At 67.6% G+C, this 21,708-nt stretch carries 18 protein-coding genes and 1 tRNA gene; 14 read left to right on the top strand and 5 right to left on the bottom strand.

Annotated elements, in window-relative coordinates; translation table 11 throughout:
• Positions 1 to 99: 99 nt before the first annotated feature.
• From ACN6O8_RS09560 to ACN6O8_RS09515, 10 genes are all read left to right on the top strand, one after another.
• Positions 100 to 1,815 carry a thiamine pyrophosphate-binding protein gene (locus ACN6O8_RS09560; RefSeq protein ID WP_427990823.1) on the top strand — a complete coding sequence of 572 codons (1,716 nt, stop codon included), beginning with the start codon at positions 100 to 102 and terminating at the stop codon, positions 1,813 to 1,815.
• 17 nt (positions 1,816 to 1,832) lie between these two features.
• Positions 1,833 to 3,074: a Zn-dependent hydrolase gene (locus tag ACN6O8_RS09555; protein WP_427990822.1), complete on the top strand. Its 1,242-nt coding sequence runs from the start codon at positions 1,833 to 1,835 to the stop codon at positions 3,072 to 3,074.
• Positions 3,075 to 3,091: 17 nt separating this feature from the next.
• Positions 3,092 to 4,591 (top strand): aldehyde dehydrogenase, encoded by a 1,500-nt coding sequence (locus ACN6O8_RS09550; protein ID WP_427990821.1) that lies wholly within the window; start codon positions 3,092 to 3,094, stop codon positions 4,589 to 4,591.
• 195 nt (positions 4,592 to 4,786) lie between these two features.
• The gene (locus ACN6O8_RS09545; protein ID WP_427990820.1) at positions 4,787 to 6,361 is read left to right on the top strand and encodes an ABC transporter substrate-binding protein; all 1,575 of its coding nucleotides are present in this window, start codon (positions 4,787 to 4,789) and stop codon (positions 6,359 to 6,361) included.
• Between the two features lie 91 nt (positions 6,362 to 6,452).
• Positions 6,453 to 7,460, top strand: a complete 1,008-nt coding sequence (locus ACN6O8_RS09540; protein WP_006387978.1) for an ABC transporter permease — start codon at positions 6,453 to 6,455, stop codon at positions 7,458 to 7,460.
• Positions 7,457 to 8,296, top strand: a complete 840-nt coding sequence (locus tag ACN6O8_RS09535) for an ABC transporter permease (protein WP_427990819.1) — start codon at positions 7,457 to 7,459, stop codon at positions 8,294 to 8,296. The genes ACN6O8_RS09540 and ACN6O8_RS09535 overlap by 4 nt, the downstream gene beginning before the upstream one ends.
• Before the next feature lie 9 nt (positions 8,297 to 8,305).
• On the top strand, positions 8,306 to 9,940 hold the full coding sequence (locus tag ACN6O8_RS09530; protein WP_427990818.1) for an ABC transporter ATP-binding protein: 1,635 nt from the start codon (positions 8,306 to 8,308) through the stop codon (positions 9,938 to 9,940).
• 27 nt (positions 9,941 to 9,967) lie between these two features.
• Positions 9,968 to 10,288, top strand: a complete 321-nt coding sequence (locus tag ACN6O8_RS09525; RefSeq protein ID WP_006387975.1) for a cupin domain-containing protein — start codon at positions 9,968 to 9,970, stop codon at positions 10,286 to 10,288.
• Between the two features lie 105 nt (positions 10,289 to 10,393).
• Entirely contained in the window at positions 10,394 to 11,452 is a 1,059-nt protein-coding gene (locus tag ACN6O8_RS09520) for a histone deacetylase family protein (RefSeq protein ID WP_427990817.1), read from the top strand.
• A 7-nt stretch (positions 11,453 to 11,459) separates the two neighbouring features.
• Positions 11,460 to 12,356, top strand: coding sequence for a DMT family transporter (locus tag ACN6O8_RS09515; protein ID WP_427990816.1), 897 nt, complete (start codon positions 11,460 to 11,462; stop codon positions 12,354 to 12,356).
• Positions 12,357 to 12,369: 13 nt separating this feature from the next.
• On the opposite strand, the gene ACN6O8_RS09510 is transcribed toward ACN6O8_RS09515, so the two are convergent.
• Entirely contained in the window at positions 12,370 to 13,395 is a 1,026-nt protein-coding gene (locus tag ACN6O8_RS09510) for a LacI family DNA-binding transcriptional regulator (protein ID WP_427990815.1), read from the bottom strand.
• Positions 13,396 to 13,525: 130 nt separating this feature from the next.
• Between ACN6O8_RS09510 and ACN6O8_RS09505 the strand changes: the two genes are divergently transcribed.
• The 4 genes from ACN6O8_RS09505 to ACN6O8_RS09490 are packed head-to-tail and all read left to right on the top strand — an operon-like array spanning position 13,526 to position 18,298.
• Positions 13,526 to 14,068, top strand: a complete 543-nt coding sequence (locus ACN6O8_RS09505; protein ID WP_427990814.1) for a TRAP transporter small permease — start codon at positions 13,526 to 13,528, stop codon at positions 14,066 to 14,068.
• Positions 14,069 to 14,104: 36 nt separating this feature from the next.
• Positions 14,105 to 15,385, top strand: a complete 1,281-nt coding sequence (locus tag ACN6O8_RS09500) for a TRAP transporter large permease (protein ID WP_427990813.1) — start codon at positions 14,105 to 14,107, stop codon at positions 15,383 to 15,385.
• A gap of 58 nt (positions 15,386 to 15,443) precedes the next feature.
• Positions 15,444 to 16,460 (top strand): TRAP transporter substrate-binding protein, encoded by a 1,017-nt coding sequence (locus tag ACN6O8_RS09495; RefSeq protein WP_427990812.1) that lies wholly within the window; start codon positions 15,444 to 15,446, stop codon positions 16,458 to 16,460.
• A gap of 56 nt (positions 16,461 to 16,516) precedes the next feature.
• Positions 16,517 to 18,298: an IlvD/Edd family dehydratase gene (locus ACN6O8_RS09490; protein ID WP_427990811.1), complete on the top strand. Its 1,782-nt coding sequence runs from the start codon at positions 16,517 to 16,519 to the stop codon at positions 18,296 to 18,298.
• Positions 18,299 to 18,364: 66 nt separating this feature from the next.
• Here ACN6O8_RS09490 and ACN6O8_RS09485 read toward each other — a convergent pair whose 3' ends face one another.
• From ACN6O8_RS09485 to ACN6O8_RS09470, 4 genes are all read right to left on the bottom strand, one after another.
• Positions 18,365 to 18,784 (bottom strand): YbaN family protein, encoded by a 420-nt coding sequence (locus tag ACN6O8_RS09485; protein ID WP_427990810.1) that lies wholly within the window; start codon positions 18,782 to 18,784, stop codon positions 18,365 to 18,367.
• 109 nt (positions 18,785 to 18,893) lie between these two features.
• The gene (locus ACN6O8_RS09480; RefSeq protein ID WP_427990809.1) at positions 18,894 to 19,499 is read right to left on the bottom strand and encodes a hypothetical protein; all 606 of its coding nucleotides are present in this window, start codon (positions 19,497 to 19,499) and stop codon (positions 18,894 to 18,896) included.
• A gap of 1,235 nt (positions 19,500 to 20,734) precedes the next feature.
• Positions 20,735 to 20,811 (bottom strand) — tRNA-Val (locus ACN6O8_RS09475).
• 131 nt (positions 20,812 to 20,942) lie between these two features.
• Positions 20,943 to 21,677, bottom strand: coding sequence for a phosphoribosylanthranilate isomerase (locus ACN6O8_RS09470; RefSeq protein ID WP_427991141.1), 735 nt, complete (start codon positions 21,675 to 21,677; stop codon positions 20,943 to 20,945).
• Positions 21,678 to 21,708 lie beyond the last annotated feature (31 nt).

Raw genomic sequence — 21,708 nt, 5'->3', positions numbered from 1 at the left:
CCCGCCCGCCCCTCCAAGCGCCGGCGGCAGCGCCCGCCCCTTGCCACGAACCCCAACGCCCGCGCCCGGCGCGGACGGCCCCATCCCGGGAGTGTTTGCATGACGGTTGTATCCCCCCTGCCGCGCAACGGCGGCCAGATCCTGATGCAGCAACTGCGCATCCACGGCACGCGCCGGATCTTCATGATCCCGGGCGAGAGCTACCTGCCCTGCATCGACGCGCTCAATGAACACCGCGGCGCCATCGAACCGGTGGTCTGCCGCCAGGAAAGCGGCGCCGCGTACATGGCCGAGGCCTACGGCAAGCTGACCGGCGAGCCCGGTGTCTGCTTCGTCACGCGCGGCCCGGGCGCCACCAACGCCAGCATTGGCGTGCATACCGCATTTCAGGATTCGACGCCGATGATCCTGTTCGTCGGCCAGGTCGGCAATGACTTCTACGAACGCGAGGCCTTCCAGGAAATCGACTATCGCCGCATGTTCGGCCAGATGGCCAAGTGGGTGGCGCAGATCGACCGTACCGACCGCATTCCGGAATTCGTGGCGCGCGCTTACGCCACCGCCACCAGCGGCCGGCCCGGCCCGGTGGTGCTGGCGCTGCCGGAGGACACCCTGTGGGGCACGGCCACGGTGGCCGACATGCCGCGCTACCAGCGCGTGGTCGCCCACCCCGGCGAGCCCGACCTGGCGCGCATGCGCCAGTTGCTCGACCAGGCCGAGCGGCCCGTCATGGTGCTGGGCGGCAGTGGCTGGACCGCCGAGGCGATGCGGCAGATCGCCGCCTTCGCCGAACGCTTCGAACTGCCGGTGGCGACCGCCTGGCGCCGGCTCGAATGCTTCGACCAGCGCCATCCCAACGCCGCCGGCCAGATGGGCTGGGGCATGACCGAGGCGCTGCGCGCGCGGATCAAGGCGGCCGACCTGATCCTGGCGGTCGGCACGCGCCTGGGCGAAGCCACCACCGAAGGCTATCAACTGATCGAGAGCCCGCTGCCGCGCCAGGCGCTGATCCATGTCTACCCGGATCCGCAGGAACCGGGCCGCGTCTTCGCCCCGACCCAGGCGATCGCCGCCAGCGTTGCCGGTTTCGCGCAGGCGGCGGCCCAACTGCGGCCGGCCCACGCCACGCCGCGCGGCGCCGCGGTGCGCGCGGCCCATGCCGAGTACCTCGATGCGCTCAAGCCATTGCCCTCGCCCGGCCCGCTGGGCCTGGATGTGATCGCCGCGCAGGTCAACCAGCGCCTGGCGCCGGACGCCTGCATCACGGTGGGCGCGGGCAACTACGCGCTGTATCCGCACCGCTACCGCCAGTTCACCGGGCCGGGCACCAGCCTGGCGCCGACCGTGGGATCGATGGGCTACGGCCTGCCGGCGGCCGTGTCCGCCAAGCTCGAACATCCCGGCAAGACCGTGGTCTGCTATGCGGGCGACGGCTGCTTCCAGATGAACCTGCAGGAACTGGGCGTGGCCCAGCAGTACCGGCTGGGCATCGTGGTGCTGGTGTTCAACAACGGCATGTGGGGCACGATCCGCGCGCACCAGGAGCGCGAGTTTCCCGGCCGCCCGATCGCGCTGGACTTCGAGAACCCGGATTTCACCCAGATCGTGCGCGGCTACGGCGGCTACGGCGAGGCCGTTGAACGCACCGAGGATTTCGCCGCCGCGTTTGACCGGGCCCTGGCCTACGCCGAGCGCGAAAGCCGGCCCGCGCTGCTGGAAATCCGCTACGACGCCGACGGCATCGCCCCCGGCCAGACACTCTCCGCCATCCGCGAGGCCGCCCTGGCGCGCCAGGCCGCCGCATCCACCCACTGACCCGAACGAGGCTCACCATGACATCATCCCTGTCCGTCAACGGCAACCGGCTCTGGCAATCCCTGATGGATCTGGCCGAGATCGGCGCCACGCCCAAGGGCGGCAACTGCCGCCTGGCCCTGACCGCGCTCGACGGCCAGGGCCGCGACCTGGTCACCGGCTGGATGCGCGACGCCGGCCTGACGGTGCGCGTGGATCAAGTCGGCAACATCTTCGCGCGCCGTGCCGGCCGCAACGACGCGCTGGCGCCGGTGATGACGGGCAGCCACATCGACACGCAGCCCACCGGCGGCAAGTTCGACGGCTGCTACGGCGTGCTGGCCGGGCTGGAGGTGATGCGCACGCTGAACGACGCCGGCGTGCAGACCGAGGCGCCGCTGGAACTGGCGATCTGGACCAACGAGGAAGGCTCGCGCTTCGTGCCGGTGATGATGGGCTCGGGCGTGTTCGCCGGCAAGTTCCCGCTGGAAACCGCGCTGAGCGCGCGCGACGCCAAGGGTCTGGCGGTGCGCGACGAGCTGCGGGCCATCGGCTACGCTGGCACCGAGCCGGTGGGCGGCCGTCCGGTGGATGCCTATTTCGAGGCCCACATCGAGCAGGGCCCGATCCTCGAACATGAAGAAAAAGTGATCGGCGCGGTGACCGGCTCGCTCGGCCTGCGCTGGTACGACGTCACCGTGACCGGCATGGAGATGCACGCCGGCCCCACGCCCATGGGCATCCGCCGCGACGCGCTGTTCGCCGCCACCTATCTGGTGCAGGCGGTCATCGACATTGCCAACGCGCATCAGCCGCATGGCCGCGGCACGGTGGGCGAGATCCACGCCCATCCCGGTTCGCGCAACGTGATTCCGGGCCAGGTGCGTTTCACCACCGACCTGCGCCACGAGGACGAAGCCACGCTCACGCTCATGGACCAGGCCTGGCGCGACGCCTGCCGCGAGGTCGCCGAGAAGCACGGCGTGCAGGTGGACGTGAAGGATGTGCAGTACTTCCGCCCCACCCCGTTCGATCCCGATCTGGTGGAAAAGGTGCGCCAGGGCGCCGCGCGCCGCGGCCTGCCGGCGATGGACATCGTCACCGGCGCCGGCCACGACGCCGTCTACATGGCCGCGGTGGCGCCCACCGCCATGATCTTCGTGCCGTGCAAGGACGGCATCAGTCACAACGAAATCGAAGACGCGCAGCCCGCGCACCTGGAGGCCGGCTGCAACGTGCTGCTGGACGCCATGGTGGCCCGCGCCAACGCCGCGCGCTGAACCGACAAGGACCTGCCATGACCCTGCACACCCTCGACTACTGGCAAGCCCGCGCCGACGCCTTGACGCTGCGCGGCCAGGCCTATATCGACGGCGCCTACGTCGATGCCGCCGATGGCGCCACCTTCGCGGCCACCAGCCCGATCGACGGCCGCAAGCTGGCCGACGTGGCGGCCTGTGGCGCGGCCGACGTCGATCGCGCCGTGGCCGCCGCCCGCCGCGCCTTCGAGTCCGGCGTCTGGTCCGGCCTGGCGCCGCGCGAGCGCAAGACCCGCCTGCTGCGGCTGGCGCAACTGATCACCGAACACACGGAAGAACTGGCGCTGATCGAAACCCTGGACATGGGCAAACCGATCCGCGACGCGCTGGCTTTCGACCTGCCCGAGACCGCGCATTGCTACGCGTGGTACGGCGAGGCCATCGACAAGCGCTACGACGAGATCGCGCCGACGGGCGGCAACGCCCTGGCCACCGTCACGCGCGAGCCGCTGGGCGTGGTGGCGGCGGTGGTGCCGTGGAACTACCCGCTGCTGATGGCGGCGTGGAAAATCGCGCCGGCGCTGGCCGCCGGCAACAGCGTGATCCTCAAGCCGGCGGAACAGTCATCGTTGAGCGCGCTGCGGCTGGCCGCGCTGGCCGAGCAGGCCGGCATTCCCGCGGGCGTCTTCAACGTGGTGCCCGGCGCCGGCCCGGTCGCCGGCAGCGCGCTGGGCCTGCATCCGGACGTCGACTGCGTGGCCTTCACGGGTTCCACCGCCACCGGCAAGCGTTTCATGAGCTACTCGGGCGAATCCAACCTGAAACGCGTGTGGCTCGAATGCGGCGGCAAGTCGCCGCACATCGTCTTCGAGGACTGCCCCGACCTGGACCGCGCCGCGCTGATCGCCGCGCTGGCGATCTTCTCGAACCAGGGCGAAGTCTGTATCGCCGGCTCGCGCCTGTACGTGCATGACGCGATTTATGACCGCTTCATGGAGAAGGTCGCGCGCCACGCCGCCGAAATGCGGCCGGGCAACCCGCTGGACCCGGCCACGGCGCTGGGCGCCATGGTTGACGAGCGCCAGACGCGTTCGGTGATGGCGCGCATCGCGGCCGGCCAGGCCGAGGGCGCCACGCTGCGCATCGGCGGGCGCCAACTGCACGCGGACAGCGGCGGCTACTACATCGAACCCACCATCTTCGATTGCGCCGACGCCTCCAGCGCGCTGATGCGCGAGGAGATCTTCGGCCCGGTGCTGGCGGCGCAGCGCTTTCACACCGAGGATGAAGCGATCGCGCTGGCCAACGATTCTTCGTACGGCCTGGGCGCGGGACTATGGACCGCCAACCTGGGGCGCGCGCACCGCCTGTCGCGCCGCTTGCGCGCCGGCCTGGTCTGGGTCAATTGCTACGCCGATGGCGACATCACGGTGCCGTTCGGCGGCGTCAAGCAATCGGGCTTCGGGCGCGACAAGTCACTGCACGCGCTCGACAAGTACAGCGACCTGAAAACCACCTGGATCGACATCACCCAATAGCGCGCCACGCATGCACCTCGTCTATCGCCGCATTGGTGCGCGGCGCCATCTCTGCACCCATACGTAGCATTGTTGTAGCAGCTCCACCCCGCAGTTCCCCGAGAAACAGGTGGCATGAGGTTTGCTTGTCATAGCCGGCACACGCCGCGCGACAAGCGGCCACCTGACAACCCTCTTCCAGCCCGGAGGCTCGCAGTGAAATCGAAGACTTGGTTCTCCCTCAGCATCGGCGCCCTGATCCTGGCGGCCGCCTTGCCCGCCACGCAGGCCTTGGCCCAGACCAAGGGCGGCACGCTCAACATGATCGTCCAGCCCGAGCCGCCCGTGATCGTCACGGCCATCAACCAGCAGGGCCCGACCCAGTTCGTCGCCGGCAAGATCTACGAAAGCCTGCTGACCTACACCACCGACCTCAAGCCGCAGCCCGGCCTGGCCAAGTCGTGGGAAGCGTCGGCCGACGGCCTGACCTATACCTTCCACCTGCAGGACAACGTCAAGTGGCACGACGGCAAGCCGTTCACCGCCGATGACGTAGTGTTCACGCTGTCGGACATGCTGCCCAAGACCCATGCGCGGGCCCGCGTGATCCTGAACAAGTTCGTCGATTCGGTGCAGGCCATCGACCCGAAGACCGTGGTCATCAAGCTCAAATCGCCGTTCCCCGCCTTCATGCTGATGTTCGAACCGGGCTTCGCGCCGATGATGCCCAAGCACATCTATGCCGGCACCGACTACATGACCAACCCGGCCAACCAGAAGCCGGTCGGCACCGGCCCGTTCGTGTTCAAGGAATGGAAGCGCGGCGAATACATCAAGCTGGCGCGCAACCCCGACTACTGGAAGCCCGGCAAGCCCTACCTGGATGAGCTGGTGTTCAACGTAATCCCGGACGCGGCCTCGCGCGCCGTGGCGTTCGAGCGCGGCAGCGTCGACGTGCTGCGCGGCGGCGACGTCGACAACGTCGACATCAAGCGCCTGCGCGCCCTGCCCAAGGTCGACTACACCACCGCCGGCTGGGAGATGTTCTCGCCCCAGGCCTACCTGATCTTCAACATGCGCAAGCCGCCGTTTGACAACGTCAAGGTGCGCCAGGCGGTGATGGCGGCGATCAACCGCAACATGGTGGTCAACAATATCTTCTTCGGCCTGGGCAAGGTCTCGACCAGCCCGTTCGTGACCACCGAAATGTTCTACGACAAGAACATGCCGCCGATGCCTTTCGACATGAAGAAGGCGCGCGCGCTGATCAAGGAATCGGGCATCAAGCCCGGCGACTACACCATCCGCCAGTTGAGCTTCCCGTACGGCTCGACCTGGGACCGCCTGGGCGAATACACCAAGCAGGCGCTGGAACAACTGGGCTTCAAGGTCAACCTGGAATCGACCGATGCCGGCGGCTGGGCCAGCCGCACCGGCAACTGGGACTTTGACCTGACCACCAACTTCACCTACCAGTACGGCGATCCGGCGCTGGGCGTGCAGCGTCTGTATGTCTCGTCGAACATCGTCAAGGGGTCGCCGTTCGCCAACGTGCAGGGCTACAGCAATCCCGAGACCGACAAGCAATGGGAAGCGGCGGCCTCCGAGGTCGATCCGGCCAAGCGCCAGGCGCTGTACACGCAGCTGCAGACCACGCTGGTCAATGAAGTCGCCAACGGCTTCCTGGTGGACATGGAGTTCCCCACGCTGTATCGCGCCAACGTCAAGAACCTGGTCAAGACGGCCATCGGCCTGAACGAATCGTTCGACGACGTTTACATCGAGAAGTGAGCGCCGCAAGCCGCGGCCGGGGCGATCCGCCCTGGCCACGGCGCCCGGCCGCGCGACGGACGCCCGCGTCCGTCCACGGAGGACCCAGAGCATGAAATTCCTGTCTTTCCTGGTTTCGCGCATCGGCAAGGCCCTGGTGGTCGTGCTGGGCGTGGTCATCATCAATTTCTTCCTGATCCGCCTGGCGCCCGGCGACCCCGCCGCCGTGCTGGCGGGACAGGCCGGCGCGGGCGATGCCGCCTACGTCGAGCAACTGCGCGTTGCGTTCGGACTGGACAAGCCGGTGCTGACGCAACTGTTCCTGTACCTGAAGGGCGTGGTCCAACTGGACCTGGGCTTTTCCTACCGCAATCACGTGCCGGTGCTGGATCTGATCGTCGAGCGTTTGCCCGCCACCTTCCTCCTGATGTCCTGCGCCTTCGTCTTCTCGATCGTGCTCGGCGTGCTACTGGGCGTGGTCGCGGCCAAGGCGCGCTACCGCAACAAGCGCCGCTGGATCGACAGCTCGGTCATGACCGGCGCCCTGCTGCTGTACGCCACGCCGCTGTTCTGGCTGTCGCTGATGGGAATCCTGCTGTTCTCGGTGGTGCTGGGCTGGCTGCCGGCCTTCGGCATGGAAACCGTGGGCGCCGGCCTGACCGGGTGGGCCCGCGCGGCCGATATCGCCCAGCACCTGATCCTGCCGACCGTGACGCTGGGCTGCTTCTTCATGGCGGTGTACGTGCGCCTGACGCGCGCCTCGATGCTGGAGGTGATCGGCATGGACTTCGTCAAGACGGCGCGCGCCAAGGGCGTCAGCCCGGGCCGCGTGATCCGCGCCCACGTGCTGCGCAACGCACTGCTGCCGGTGATCACCTTCGCCGGCATCCAGTTGGGCCAGATGGCCGGCGGCGCGGTGCTGACCGAAACCGTGTTCGCCTGGCCGGGCATCGGCCGGCTGATGTTCGATGCGCTGCTGCAGCGCGACTACCAGCTGCTGCTGGGCATTTTCCTGGTGACCTCGATCATGGTGGTGGTGTTCAACCTGTTGACCGACGTGCTGTACCGCCTGATCGATCCGCGCATCAGCGCCGGCGCGCAGCAAGGAGCCGCGGCATGAAGCAATTCGCCCGACGCTATATGCGCAACTACGGCGCGGTGGCCGGCCTGGCCATCGTGCTGGCCGTGGTCATCGTGGCGCTGGCCGCGCCGCTACTGTACGAGGATTCGCCCTGGATGATGGTGGCCGATCCGCTGATTCCGCCCTTCACCGACGCCGCCTACCCGTTCGGCACCGACATGTTGGGCCGCGACATCACCGCCGGCCTGGTGTGGGGCGCGCGCGTCTCGCTGATGGTGGGCCTGCTGTCGACCGCGGTGGCGCTGGTGTTCGGCATCGTCGTCGGCGCCGTCGCCGGTTACTGCGGCGGCCGTGTCGATGATGCGCTGATGCGCTTCACCGAGTTCTTCCAGACCATCCCGCAACTGGCCATGGCGGTGGTGCTGGTGGCGATCCTGGGGCCTTCGATGTATTCCATCATGGGCGCGATCGCGGTCGTATCCTGGCCGCCGGCGGCGCGGCTGGTGCGCTCCGAGTTCATGACCCTCAAGCAGCGCGAGTTCGTGCAGGCCGCCATCGTCATCGGCCAGACCCCGGCGCGCATCGTCGGCACGCAGATCCTGCCGAACGCCATGTCGCCCATCATCGTGTCGGCCTCGTTCATGGTGGCCACCGCCATCCTGACCGAATCGTCGCTGTCCTTTCTGGGGCTGGGCGACCGCAACGAGATGAGCTGGGGCTTCATGATCGGCGCGGCCCGCACCATGATCCGCGAAGCCTGGTGGATGAGCGTATGGCCGGGCGTGGCCATCCTGCTGACCGTGCTGGCCATCAACCTGATCGGCGAAGGCCTGAACGACGCCCTCAACCCGCAACTGCGCAAGCGCGGCGAATAGGAGACCGGCATGAACGCTTCCCCGCCCCTGCTGTCCATCCAGAACCTGAGCATCGCCCTGCCTCGCGGCGGCGACCGCCCGTTCGCGGTGCAGGACGTCTCGTACGACATCCACGCCGGCGAGATCCTCTGCATCGTCGGCGAATCCGGCTCCGGCAAGTCCATGAGCGCCAACGCCATCATGGGCCTGCTGCCCGACTACCTGACGCCGCAACAGGGCCGCATCCTGTTGCGCGGCACCGACCTGCTGCAACAGGACGAGGCCACCTTGCAAGGCATGCGCGGCAAGGACATGGCCATGATCTTCCAGGAGCCGCTGTCGGCCCTGAACCCGCTGATGACGGTGGGCGAGCAGATCAACGAGGTCATGCGCGTCCACAACGCCTATCCCGGCCCGGAACGCATGCGGCGCACGCTGGAACTGCTGGCCTTCGTCGGCCTGCCGGACCCGGCCACGCTTTACCACGTCTACCCCTTCCGCCTGTCGGGCGGCCAGCGCCAGCGCGTCATGATCGCGATGGCGCTGGCGCTGGAGCCGGCGCTGCTGATCGCCGACGAGCCGACCACCGCGCTGGACGTCACCACCCAGGCCCAGATCCTGGCGCTGATCGCCCGCATCCAGAAGGAAAAGGGCATGGGCGTGATGTTCGTCACCCATGACTTCGGCGTGGTCGCCGAGATCGCGCACCGGGTGGCGGTGATGGAAAAAGGCGTGCTGGTCGAACAGGGCCCGGCCGAGGAGGTGCTGAACCGCCCGCGCCATCCCTACACCCAGCGCCTGATCGCGGCGGTGCCGCACCGCCGTGGCGAGGAACGCGCCGCCGCCGCGCCGGAACAACCCGTGCTGGAAGTGAAGAACCTGAGAAAGACCTATGTCGTCGGCCACGGCTGGCTGGGCGGCAAGCGCGAAGTGCATGCGGTCGACGGCGTCAGCTTCAGCGTGCGCCGCGGCGAGACGCTGGGCATCGTCGGCGAATCCGGCTCGGGCAAATCGACCATCGGCAAGTGCCTGCTCAAGCTGGTCGGCATCAACGGCGGCCAACTGATCTTCAACGGCCAGGACATCGCCGCCATGCCCGAATCGCGCTTCCGGCCGCTGCGCAAGGACATCCAGATGATCTTCCAGGATCCCTTCTCCTCGCTCAACCCGCGCCATACCGTGGGCCGCATCATCAGCGACGGCCCGGTCGCCAACGGCGTGCCGCGCGCCCAGGCCGAGGCGCGCGTGCGCGAGTTGCTGTCATTGGTGGGGCTGGACCCGTCGGCGTTCGACCGCTACCCCAACCAGTTCTCCGGCGGCCAGCGCCAGCGCATCGGCATCGCCCGCGCCCTGGCGCTGGAACCCAAGGTGCTGGTGGCCGACGAATCGGTGTCGGCGCTGGACGTGTCGGTGCAGGCACAAGTACTGCAACTGCTGCACGACCTGCAGCAGCGCCTGAAGATCGCGCTGGTGTTCATCACCCACGACCTGCGCGTGGCCGCGCAGATCTGCAATTCGGTGCTGGTCATGCACCGGGGCAAGGTGGTGGAATACGGATCGCCCAGCCAGATTTTCGACAATCCGCAACACGCTTACACGCAACAACTCATCGCCGCCGTACCCGGCCAGCACTGGGACCCGACCCAGGCGCAGGCCGCGGCCTGAAGCGGCCATCACCCCCAGGAGACTTGCATGCAACGCCCGCCCGCCGTGCCCACCGTCCAGATCGACAACGACCAGGTCACCGTCACCGAATGGCGCTTTCCGCCCGGCGGGGAAACCGGCTGGCACCGCCACGGCATGAACTACGTGGTGGTGCCGCAGACCACCGGCCCGCTGCTGCTGGACACCCCCAACGGCCAGGTCACCAGCCAGCTCACCACCGGCGTGTCCTACTACCGGCCGGTGGGCGTGGAGCACAACGTCATCAACCCGGGCGACACCGAGTTCGTGTTCGTCGAGATCGAGATCAAGCAGCCGGGGCAGGCCCCGGACTCCGGCTGTTCACACTGATCGGCTGCGCCGGATGAACGGCCGCGCATCGACCGTCACGCCGCCGAGCCCCGCATCAACCCGCCGCTCGGCGGCCCCGGTTGCGCCGACGCGCAAAGGAATACCATGAAGGCGTTTTTCTCGGAAGAACAACTGCTGCACGCGCCCCGGCAGTTCATGCGGCTGGGACGCATCAGCGCCCCGACCGACCTGCCCTCGCGCGCGCAGAGCCTGCAAGGCGCGCTGGCCGCCCGCGGCATCGCGGTCGAGGCGCCGCCCGACTACGGCCGCCAGCCGCTGGAGGCCATCCACAGCGCGGACTACCTGGACTACCTGGAAACCGCGTTCGCGCGCTGGCAGGCGCTCAAGGCCCCGGGCGTCGATCCCGGCCCCGAGGTGCTGCCGAACCTGTCGCCCTACTACAACGGCCGCGTCGAGGCGGCCGGACGCGGCCCTTGCCCGTCGCCGTCGATCGTGGCGCAGAGCGGCTACTACCTGAGCGACCTGTCCTGCCCCATCGGCCCGCATACCTGGCGCTCGGCGCTGCGCTCCACCCATAGCGCGGTGGCCGCGGCCGAACACGTGGCCGCCACCGGCGGGGCGGCCTACGCGCTGTGCCGCCCCTCGGGCCACCACGCCCACCGCGACCGCGCCGGCGGCTTCTGCTACCTGAACAGCAGCGCGGCCGCCGCCGCCCGGCTGTTGCAGACCTGGTCCAAGGTGGCGGTGCTGGACGTCGACGCGCACCATGGCGACGGCACGCAGAACATCTTCTACCCGCGCGCCGACGTCATGACGGTGTCGCTGCATGCCGATCCCGCCGACTACTACCCGTTCTACACCGGCTATGCGCACGAGCGCGGCCACGGCGCGGGCGAAGGCTGCAACCTCAACCTGCCGCTGCCGCACGGCGCCGGCAACGACCCGTTCCTGCGGGCGCTGGACACCGCGCTGACGGCGCTGGCCGGCTACGGGCCGCAGGCGCTGGTGCTGGCACTGGGCTTTGACACCTACAAGGACGACCCGATCAGCGTGCTGAAGCTGGACATCGACGCCTACCGCGAGATCGGCGCGCGCGTGGCCAGCCTGGGCGTGCCGACGGTGGTGGTACAGGAAGGCGGCTACATGGTGCAGGCCATCGGCCCGGCGCTCGACGCCTTCCTGCAGGGCCTGACCCGCGCCTGAACCCGCCATGGCCAGTTCCTCAGCCACGGCGCCCGGCGCCCCCGCGGCCGGCGGCGCGCGCCAGGCCGGCATCCTGCTGTTCTTCGGCGCGCTGGTGGCCTTCGCCACCTTCGACGCGGGTTCCAAGCAGATGCTGGCGCATTACCCCGCGCCGTTCCTGAACATCATGCGCTACAGCGCGGTGGCGACCCTGGCGCTGGCGCTGCTGTGGCGCCAGCGCTGGCCGGACCTGCGCGCCGCGCCGCACAAACCCTTGCTGGTGCTGCGCGGCGTGATGCTGGCCACGGTAGGCACCTGCTTCATGACCGCGCTGATCTGGATGCCGCTGTCCGAAGCCACGGCCATCTATTTCACCTCGCCGCTGATCATGGTGGCGCTGTCGCCCTGGCTGCTGGGTGAACGGGTGCGGCCGCTGCAATGGGCGGCGGTGGCGGCCGGCTTTGCCGGCATGCTGCTGATCGTGCGCCCCGGCGCCGACCTGCCCTGGCTGGGCACCCTGCTAATGGCGGTGTCGGCGGTCAGCTACGCCATTTTTCAGGTGCTGACCCGCAAGCTGTCAGGCACGGTGGCCGGTCCGGTGCAATACGCCTACACCGCTTTCATCTGCCTGCTCGTCACCGCCGTGCCGGCGCCCTTCTTCCTGCCCGACCCTTGGCCGGATCCGACCGACATGGCCCTGATCGTCGGCCTGGGCGCCTGCAACGGACTGGCGCAGATCCTGCTGATCGCGGCGTTCCAGCGTGTCCCGGCGGCCACCCTGGCGCCGCTGAACTACTTCCAGCTGCTGCTGGCAGTGGCCTTCAGCACGTTCTGGTTCCAGCGCCCGCCCGACGGGTTGGCGCTGACCGGCATCGCCATGATCATGGCGTCGGGTGTGTTCCTGGCGTTGCGCCGCGCCGGCTAACGCCGCAACGCAATCAGGTGGTTTCGCGCCGCACCAGCGTGAAGCCAAGATCCACGTGGCGCTGCGCGATGGGCTGCCCGGCCAGATGGCGCATCAGCAATTGCGCCGCCTCCCGACCAATCTCGTAGCGGGGCGTGGCGATGGTCGACAACGGCGGCGTGGTCCAGGCCGTGCCGGCCAGGTCGTGAAAGCCCACCAGCGCCATCTGCCCGGGCACGCGCACGCCCAGCCGGCCGCATTGGAACACCGCGCCCTGCGCCAGATCGTCGTTGCAGAAGAACACCGCGTCGCAATCGGGATGCTGCGACAGCAGGGTTTCCAGCAGCACCGCGCCCAGCGCGATCGAGGATTTCTCGGGCGTCATGATTTCCAGCGCGGGATCGTGCAGCCCCGCATCGCGCAGCGCCTGCCGGCAGCCCTCGCAGCGCCGCAACGACCGCGGATCGAGCTGGGCGCCGACGATGCCGATGCGCCGGTAGCCGCGCTCGACCAAGTGGCGGCCGGCGGCGTAGCCCGAGTCGAACTGCGAGAAGCCAACGCTCATGCCATCGCTGCCTTCCAGCGTCTCAATGGTGTGGACCGTGGGCATGCCCTGCGCCCGCAGCAGTTCCCACACGCCCGGATTGTGGTCGATGCCGGTCAGGATCAGGCCGTCGGGCAGGTGCTGCAGGTACTTGCGCAGCAAGGCTTCCTCGGCGTCGGGCGAATACCCGGTGACGCCGATCAACAAGTGGTAGCCATGCTCGTCCAGCACTTCCTTGATGCCGTTGATGATGTCGATGAACACCACATTGCTCAGCGACGGCACCAGCACCACGATGGTCTGCGAACGCGCCGATGCCAGCGCGCTGGCGGCGTGATTGGGCACGTACCCCAGTTCCTGGCAGACCTCGGCGATGCGCAGCCGCACCGGCTCGGCCACCTTGTCGGGGGTGCGCAAGGCGCGCGACACCGTAATGGCGCTGACCCCGGCACGACGCGCGACCTCTTGCATGGTCACGCGACCGGCGCGGGTGCTGCGGGGCTTGCGGATGGACATCTGACGGTCTGTGCGGTTGGCGAGCCCGTAGTCTGACCGAAAGATCGGGGCTTGCCAAACCAAAAATGTTAGCGCTAACATCGGCGCACGATATCCATAAAAATTCCGGAAAACGGAAGAGGAGACAAGCATGCATGGTTCCCCCGAGGGGCGGCCCGGCGCCACCGCGCTGGCGCGCGCGGCCGATTGGTGCGCGCGGCTGCAGACCTGGCTGATGGCCGCCTGCCTGATGGTCATGGTGGTGTTGCTGTTCGGCAATGTCGCCCTGCGCTACCTGTTCAACTCCGGCATCAACGTCTCCGACGAGATCTCCCGCCTGGCCTTCGTCTGGCTGATCTTCCTGGGCGCGGTGCTGGCGTTGCGCGACCACCAGCACATCGGCGTCACGATGCTGGTGGAGCGCTTCGGCCCGGCCGCCCGCCGCGTCGCGCACATCCTCTGTCAGCTGCTGGTGCTGTGGATCCTGTGGCTGCTGGCCGACGGCAGTTGGACCCAGACCCTGATCGGGCTCGATACGCGTCTGCCGGTCACGGCAATGCCGCTGGCGGTATTTAACGCCGCCGCGCTCTACGCCGCCGTCGCGATGGGCCTGCTGACCCTGTTCGACCTGATCCGCGTGCTGGCCGGCGGCCCGTTGCCCGCCGAATCCAGCCCAGAAGACCCGCTGGTCTGACCCCGGCCCCCTCGCCCCCTCGCTCGGACCCGCCCCATGATCCTGACCGTCTTCCTGCTGGTGCTGCTGGGCTTCATCGCCCTGGGCATGCCGATCGCGTTCGCGCTGCTGTTGAGCGCGATCGCCATGATGTTCCAACTCGATTTCTTCGATACCCAGATCCTGGCGCAGAACATGCTGTCTGGCGCCAACAGTTTCACGCTGATGGCGGTGCCGCTGTTCATGCTGGCCGGCGAACTGATGAACGCGGGCGGCATTTCACGCCGCATCGTCAACCTGGCCAGCATGTTCGTCGGCCATATCCAGGGCGGACTCGGCTACGTCGCCATCTTCGCCAGCGTGCTGCTGGCGGCCCTGTCCGGCTCGGCCGTGGCGGACGCCGCCGCGCTCGGCTCGCTGCTGATCCCGATGCTGCGCGAAAAAGGCTACGACGCCGGCCAGGCGTCCGGCCTGATCGCCGCCGGCGGCATCATCGCTCCGATCATTCCGCCGTCGATCTCGTTCATCATCTTCGGCGTCGCCACCAACGTCTCCATCACCAAACTGTTCTTCGCCGGCATCGCTCCCGGGCTGCTGATGGGCCTGACGCTGGTGGCGGTGTGGACCTGGGTCGCGCGCAAACACGGCGCCATCAAGCCGATGCCGCGTCAGCCGTGGGGCGCCCGGCTGCGGGCGCTGCGCGAATCGGCCTGGGCGCTGCTGCTGCCCGTCATCATCATCGGCGGCCTGCGCGGCGGCATCTTCACGCCCACCGAAGCGGCGGTGGTGGCCGCCGTCTACGCGCTGCTGATCAGCCTGTTCGTCTACCGCGAGATCGGCCTGCGCCACCTGCTGCCGCTGTTCATCAACGCCGCCCGCACCACCGCCGTGGTCATGTTCCTGGTGGCGGCCGCCATGGTGTCGTCCTACATGATCACGTTGGCCGACATGCCGCAGGACCTGATCGCGCTGCTGGAGCCGGTGCTCGACCACCCCAAGTTGCTGATGTTCGCGCTGCTGTTGCTGCTGACGCTGATCGGCACGGTCATGGATCTGACGCCCACCATCCTGATCCTGGCGCCGGTGCTGATGCCGGTCGTCACCCAGGCCGGCATCGATCCGGTCTATTTCGGCGTCATGTTCGTCATGGTCGGCTGCGTCGGCCTGCTCACGCCGCCGGTTGGCACCGTGCTCAACGTGGTCTGCGGCGTCGCCCGCATCAACATGGAAACCATCTGCAGGGGCGTTTGGCGCTATGTCGTGGCCTACACGCTGCTGCTGGTACTGCTGGTGATCTTCCCAGAGCTGATCACCGTCCCCGCGAGCTGGATGCACTGAGGCCCGTAAACAGACGCGCCGCCCCGGCGCCACTTAGAAGAAGCCAAGGAGGAACACCATGAACATCCGTTTCAAGACCCGCCTCGCCGTGCTGGCCACGGCGCTGTCCTGCGCCTTCGCCGGCGCCGCCACGGCGGCCGACGTCAAGCCGCGCCTGATCCGCTTCGGTTATGGCCTGAACGAAGACAGCGTGCAGGGCCGCGCCGCGCGCCACCTGGCACAGGAGCTGGAGAAGATCAGCGGCGGCAAGCTCAAGATGAAAACCTTCGGCTCGGCCAACCTGGGCTCGGACGAACAGATGCAGGGCGCGCTCGTTGGCGGCGCACAGGAAATGATGGTCGGCTCCACCGCGCCGCTGGCCGGCATGGTCAAGGAATTCGGCGTTTTCGACCTGCCGTTTCTGTTCAACAGCGAAAAGGAAGCCGATGCGGTGCTCGACGGCCAACTCGGCCAGGACCTGCTCAAGAAGCTGGAAGCCAAGGGGCTGGTGGGCCTGGTGTACTGGGAGAACGGCTTTCGCAACATGACCAACTCCAAGCACCCCATCGTGCGCGCCGAGGACATGCAAGGCATCAAACTGCGCGTGATGCAGAACCAGATCGCGCTGGGCGTGTTCAACACCCTGGGCGCGAATGCCGTGCCGATGCCGTTCTCGGAATTGTTCACGGCATTGGAAACGCGCACGGTCGATGGCCAGGAAAATCCCATCACCACCATTCAGAGCAGCAAGTTCTACGAGGTGCAGCCCTACCTGACCATCACCCGCCACGTCTATACGCCCTGGGTGGTGATGGCCTCGAAAAAATGGTGGGACAAGCTGTCGCCCGACGAACAAAAGCTGGTGCGCCAGGCCGCCGAGGCATCGCGCGATTTCGAGCGCAAGGACAGCCGCGCCGATTCGCTCAAGGCGATGGGGACGCTGGAACAGGCCGGCATGAAGATCAACACCGTCTCGCCCGAGGAGGTGGCGCGGATGCGCGAGAAAGTGCAGCCCGTGGTCGACAAGTACACCCAGGAACTGGGTCCTGACCTGATCCGGCAACTGAACGCCGAGATCGGCAAGGCGCGCAATTAGGTTCACGGCGCGCCGGGCCGGCGCGCCACGCATCACCGAAGCACACGAGGCACCCCATGACCGACACTCCCCGCAAGCTGCGCAGCCAGAAATGGTTCGACGATCCCGCCCATGCCGACATGACGGCGATCTACGTCGAGCGCTACCTGAACTACGGCCTGACGCGCCAGGAACTGCAATCGGGCCGCCCGATCATCGGCATCGCCCAGACCGGCAGCGACCTGGCGCCCTGCAACCGCCACCATCTGGCGCTGGCCGAGCGCATCAAGGCCGGCATCCGCGACGCGGGCGGCATCCCGATGGAGTTTCCGGTACACCCGCTGGCCGAGCAGGGCCGGCGTCCGACCGCCGCGCTGGACCGCAACCTGGCCTACCTGGGCCTGGTCGAGATCCTGCACGGCTACCCGTTGGACGGCGTGGTGCTGACCACCGGCTGTGACAAGACCACGCCCGCCTGCCTGATGGCGGCGGCCACCGTAGACATCCCCGCGATCGTGTTGTCGGGCGGGCCCATGCTGGACGGCTGGCACGACGGCCAGCGCGTGGGCTCCGGCACGGTCATCTGGCATGCCCGCAACCTGATGGCGGCGGGCAAGCTGGACTACGAGGGCTTCATGACACTGGCCACCGCGTCCTCGCCCTCGATAGGCCACTGCAACACCATGGGCACCGCGCTGTCGATGAATTCCCTGGCCGAAGCCCTGGGCATGTCGCTGCCGACCTGCGCCAGCATTCCCGCGCCCTACCGCGAGCGCGGCCAGATGGCGTACGCCACCGGCCTGCGCATCTGCGACATGGTGCGCGAGGACCTGCGCCCATCCCACATCCTGACGCGCGCGGCGTTCGAGAACGCCATCGTCGTCGCCTCGGCGCTGGGCGCATCCAGCAACTGCCCGCCGCACCTGATCGCCATGGCGCGCCACGCCGGCATCGACCTGAGCCTGGACGACTGGCAGCGCCTGGGCGAAGACGTGCCGTTGCTGGTGAACTGCGTGCCCGCCGGCGAACACCTGGGCGAGGGCTTCCACCGCGCTGGCGGCGTTCCGGCCGTGATGCACGAACTGCTGGCCGCCGGCCGCCTGCATGCCGATTGCGCCACCGTGTCCGGCAAGACCATCGGCCAGATCGCCACCGGCGCCAAGACGCACGACGCGGACGTCATCCGCAGTTGCCAGGCGCCGCTCAAGCACCGCGCCGGCTTCATCGTGCTGTCGGGCAATTTCTTCGACAGCGCGGTCATCAAGATGTCGGTGGTGGGCGAGGCCTTCCGCCGCGCCTACCTGTCCGCGCCGGGCGACGAGAACGCCTTCGAGGCGCGCGCCATCGTGTTCGAGGGCCCCGAGGACTACCACGCGCGCATCGAGGACCCCGCGCTGAACATCGACGAGCACTGCATCCTGGTCATCCGTGGCGCCGGCACGGTCGGCTATCCAGGCAGCGCCGAAGTCGTCAACATGGCCCCCCCCTCGCATCTGCTCAAGCGCGGCATCGACTCGCTGCCCTGCATGGGTGACGGCCGCCAGAGCGGCACCTCGGCCAGCCCGTCGATCCTGAACATGTCGCCCGAGGCCGCCATCGGCGGCGGGCTGGCGCTGCTGCGCACCGGCGACCGCATCCGCGTCGACCTGAACCAGCGCAGCGTCATCGCGCTAGTGGACGAGGCCGAACTGGCGCGGCGTCGGCAGGAGCCGCCGTACCAGCCGCCGCCGGCACAGACGCCGTGGCAGGAGCTGTATCGGCAACTGGTGGGCCAACTATCCACCGGCGGCTGCCTGGAGCCCGCGACGCTGTATCTGAAAGTGGTCGAGACCCGCGGCGATCCGCGCCACTCGCACTGACGGCGCGCCCCGCGGACCGCGGCGGTTTCGGCGCGTCACGACGCGCCTGGCCTTTCCCTCCGGGCGTCAGGCGCCTGCCGCCGGATCGTCTTTCCCGCCAGGCGTTTTCCGTTGCGGCGCAAGCGCTTGCGGACTGGGACGGGTCAGCACATAGGCGGCGCTTGCGAGAAAAAACAGCCCCACGCCGCTGGCCAGCAACGGCGACGGATGCGCCCCCCACCAGAACAGGCCGTACCCCACCGCCATGCCCAACGACGCACACAGCTTGCCCTTGCGCGACACCGCGCCCTGTTCGCGCCAGGCACGCAGTGCCGGGCCGTAGGTCGGACTGTCGAGCAGCCAGCGCTCCAGGCGCGGGGACGAACGCGAAAAGCAAGCCACCGCCAGGATCAGGAAAATCGTCGTCGGCATCACCGGCAGAAAGGCGCCGATCACGCCCAGCGCCAGCATCAGGCAACCCAGGATCAGCCACAAAGCTCTCATCATGATGGGGTGCAGGATAACGCAGTTGCCTGTCCGGAACATCGGCATGCCGCTGCGGTCAGACGCGCCCTCCCGGCCCGATTGCGGACCCGCGGCCAGGGCCGCGCCGGTCTCAGGGCTGGGGCGGCTCCGGCATCTTCGCACGCAACATGTCCAGGAACTTCGCATTGCCGCGCCCGCCCGCCTGCCGCGCCTTGGAGACCATGGCCCAGGCATCGGCGTACTGGCCGTTCCAGTAATAGGCCGAGGCCCACGCGTTGTACAGATAGGCCTTGTCGGGCTCCACCCGCTCGCCATTGCGAAACAGCGCATCCGAGCGCGCGATCATGGCGGCCCGCTCGGGGCCGCTCAAACCCCGGCCCTGTGCCGCGCAGCGCGCGGCGATGCGTCCGGCATCGGCATAGACGCCCTGGAACGAGGGCGGCTTCAGGCTTAGCGCTGTCTCCATCATCTTCATCGCGTCACAGAACCGGTTCTGATCGTGCAGCACCGCCGCGAAGCCGGTGTAGACCTCGGCATTGTCCGGGTTCATCAGCCAGGCCTGATTGAAGCGTCGCGTCGCCATGCCCAGTTGATTCGCCTGGTAGAACCGATACCCTTGCTCGACCCACGCCCGCGCCGCATTGGCACGCGACCCGAAGGCATGCGTCGCGTCCGCGATGAGCTTGTCATCGGCCGCCTTCACGGCCGGCGCGGAACGATCCAGGCCACCATACATCGGCATCTCGTCCACCCGTGGCGGCGGCGCCGGCGCGGTGGCCTGGCATCCCGCCAACGCCAGGCAGGCGATTGGAACGGCGGCTTTGAGGGGTACAACGCGCATGGAGACTCCCGGGTAAGTCCCCAAGACTATCACCGAAGCACGCGCCATCGTCGCCACGGCGGCAGGCCGGCCACGGCGGGAGCCCGCATCAGACGCGCAGCCAGCCCGCCGGATCGGCGCGCTTGCCGTGGACATAATTCCATTCGGCGCCGCAGGCCGAACAAACGAATGCCTCGTGCCGCGCGCCGCCCCGCGCCGCGTCAAGGCTGCGCACATACCCCAGGCTGATCAAGCGCTCATGACCCGCCTCGCCCGATTTGGCCTGCTCTATTGCCTCGCAATCGCCACAATCCGCCACCGACCTCACCTTTCATTTGTCTTTCAATCGCTCTTGCGAGCGATCCTACAAAATGAAACGGGGCACAGTTTCATGAATTCTCACCGCAGGCCGGCCACCTCGGGAGCGAACTGGCCTGCGCATGACCGGCGCGCGGCCAGCGCGGGCGGCTCATCCGGCACTGTCAGGATAAAAACGTGACGTAAAGCGCGGCCGGTATGTTTCCCTGACATAACGCGCCAATTCCATCTCGACCGGCGACATGGAGGGAACCGCGCTGCCGGGATGCAGCAGCCGCTGCGCCGCCGCGAGCGTGCGCAACGCGCATCGTTCCGCTTCGGTAACCGTAGGCGCCACGGGGGCAAGCTATCGAGCGCGGTGGTCATGGCATCTTCTCCTGAAAAGGCAATCACGCTTAGGGTGCGCAGCCCCAGCAAGTGGCGTGCCCACAACTGCCGCATGCCGACATGGTGTGCGAAGCGGCGGGCGTCTCGGTCGCCTGGCGCGCGCTCCCGTGTCATGTATTGACCCACCAGCGCCCGGCGCTATTCACGGGCCGAAGGCGGCTTTGACACCGCGCTGCGCGTGACGGGCCCATGACCTCTCGCGCGGTATCCGGCAATATGCCGCGAGATAATCCAAGGCTGACCCAAGCGGGTGATTCGCAGCGACGATACGATTATCTCGGCACAATCGCCCTGACCCGGCATACTTCAGCGAAACCGCCGGACGCGGCGCAACGCGCCGCGTCCGGCAACCGGGCATAAGGATACCGGCGGAAAACAAAAAAGCCGCTAAGTAATTGACTTAGCGGCTTTTTCTTTGCCGTGCTTGACAGCACTTTGCAGGAATTTGGTAGGCGGTATTGGAATCGAACCAACGACCTCCACGATGTCAACGTGGCGCTCTAACCAGCTGAGCTAACCGCCTGCAAAGAAGAAGAATTATATAGTGCTTTTTTAAACTGTGCAAATCGTCTTTTCAGATTTTTTGCTGTTTTCATTGCGCTTCGGACGTGTCGCGAATGGCTTGGCATATACCTGCCATACCCTTCACTTGAATCATTCCTCAACACAACGGCCGGTTTGGTTTTTAACTTCAACCTTACCCGCCGGCACCACACTACTTTCCTTCCATTTCTTCGCGTCTGCGGCATGCACCGCAGCAACGAAGAACGAGATTCTATCAGAACTTTTTATTCCTTGCTCGACCTCAACGCCACTGCTCACATCGACCGCCCAAGGACGCACGGATTGCACCGCGGCGGCGACGTTGTCGGGGTTCAGTCCGCCCGAGAGGATCAGCGGCCGCGACACTGGATCGGCCTTCACGTCCGCCAGCAAGGCATGATCGAAACCGTGGCCGCTACCGCCGAAACCGGCGCTGTAGCTGTCGAACAACCACCCGGCGGCTTCGCCGAAGGCGCGACAATAGGTAGCCAGGTCTTGCGCCGTTTCCAGGCCGGGCGCGCCGGCGCGGAAGGCGCGCAGATAGCGATGGCCATAGCGCGCGCAGTCCTGCGGGGTTTCGTCGCCGTGGAACTGCAGCAGCTCGGGGCCGACCTCGTCCAGCACGGCCTGCACCTGATCCGGCTGCGGATTCACGAATAACGCCACCACGTCGACGAACGCCGGCACCACGCGGCGCAGTTGCGCGGCGCGGGTCGGCGTGACGCAGCGCTTGCTCTTGGGGTAGAAGACAAAACCGATCGCATCGACGCCGGCCGCAACGGCGGCGTCGATGTCTTCTTCGCGGGTCAGGCCACAGATCTTGATGCGTGTGCGCATGGAACTCATTGCTTGCGTCGCGAGGCGCGACGGATGCGAC

This window comes from Achromobacter sp. (genome assembly GCF_050285565.1).
GTDB lineage: Bacteria > Pseudomonadota > Gammaproteobacteria > Burkholderiales > Burkholderiaceae_B > Achromobacter.
Note: the sequence above shows the minus strand (reverse complement) of the source record. Positions and strands in the feature narration are given on the sequence as shown.

What these genes read in the sequence shown, in the direction of transcription:
- ACN6O8_RS09560 (WP_427990823.1), top strand. Translation starts at nt 100, where the DNA reads ATGACGGTTGTATCCCCCCTGCCGCGCAACGGCGGCCAGATCCTGATG.
- ACN6O8_RS09555 (WP_427990822.1), top strand. Translation starts at nt 1,833, where the DNA reads ATGACATCATCCCTGTCCGTCAACGGCAACCGGCTCTGGCAATCCCTG.
- ACN6O8_RS09550 (WP_427990821.1), top strand. Translation starts at nt 3,092, where the DNA reads ATGACCCTGCACACCCTCGACTACTGGCAAGCCCGCGCCGACGCCTTG.
- ACN6O8_RS09540 (WP_006387978.1), top strand. Translation starts at nt 6,453, where the DNA reads ATGAAATTCCTGTCTTTCCTGGTTTCGCGCATCGGCAAGGCCCTGGTG.
- ACN6O8_RS09535 (WP_427990819.1), top strand. Translation starts at nt 7,457, where the DNA reads ATGAAGCAATTCGCCCGACGCTATATGCGCAACTACGGCGCGGTGGCC.
- ACN6O8_RS09530 (WP_427990818.1), top strand. Translation starts at nt 8,306, where the DNA reads ATGAACGCTTCCCCGCCCCTGCTGTCCATCCAGAACCTGAGCATCGCC.
- ACN6O8_RS09525 (WP_006387975.1), top strand. Translation starts at nt 9,968, where the DNA reads ATGCAACGCCCGCCCGCCGTGCCCACCGTCCAGATCGACAACGACCAG.
- ACN6O8_RS09520 (WP_427990817.1), top strand. Translation starts at nt 10,394, where the DNA reads ATGAAGGCGTTTTTCTCGGAAGAACAACTGCTGCACGCGCCCCGGCAG.
- ACN6O8_RS09515 (WP_427990816.1), top strand. Translation starts at nt 11,460, where the DNA reads ATGGCCAGTTCCTCAGCCACGGCGCCCGGCGCCCCCGCGGCCGGCGGC.
- ACN6O8_RS09510 (WP_427990815.1), bottom strand. Translation starts at nt 13,395, where the DNA reads ATGTCCATCCGCAAGCCCCGCAGCACCCGCGCCGGTCGCGTGACCATG.
- ACN6O8_RS09505 (WP_427990814.1), top strand. Translation starts at nt 13,526, where the DNA reads ATGCATGGTTCCCCCGAGGGGCGGCCCGGCGCCACCGCGCTGGCGCGC.
- ACN6O8_RS09500 (WP_427990813.1), top strand. Translation starts at nt 14,105, where the DNA reads ATGATCCTGACCGTCTTCCTGCTGGTGCTGCTGGGCTTCATCGCCCTG.
- ACN6O8_RS09495 (WP_427990812.1), top strand. Translation starts at nt 15,444, where the DNA reads ATGAACATCCGTTTCAAGACCCGCCTCGCCGTGCTGGCCACGGCGCTG.
- ACN6O8_RS09490 (WP_427990811.1), top strand. Translation starts at nt 16,517, where the DNA reads ATGACCGACACTCCCCGCAAGCTGCGCAGCCAGAAATGGTTCGACGAT.
- ACN6O8_RS09485 (WP_427990810.1), bottom strand. Translation starts at nt 18,784, where the DNA reads ATGATGAGAGCTTTGTGGCTGATCCTGGGTTGCCTGATGCTGGCGCTG.
- ACN6O8_RS09480 (WP_427990809.1), bottom strand. Translation starts at nt 19,499, where the DNA reads ATGTATGGTGGCCTGGATCGTTCCGCGCCGGCCGTGAAGGCGGCCGAT.
- ACN6O8_RS09470 (WP_427991141.1), bottom strand. Translation starts at nt 21,677, where the DNA reads ATGAGTTCCATGCGCACACGCATCAAGATCTGTGGCCTGACCCGCGAA.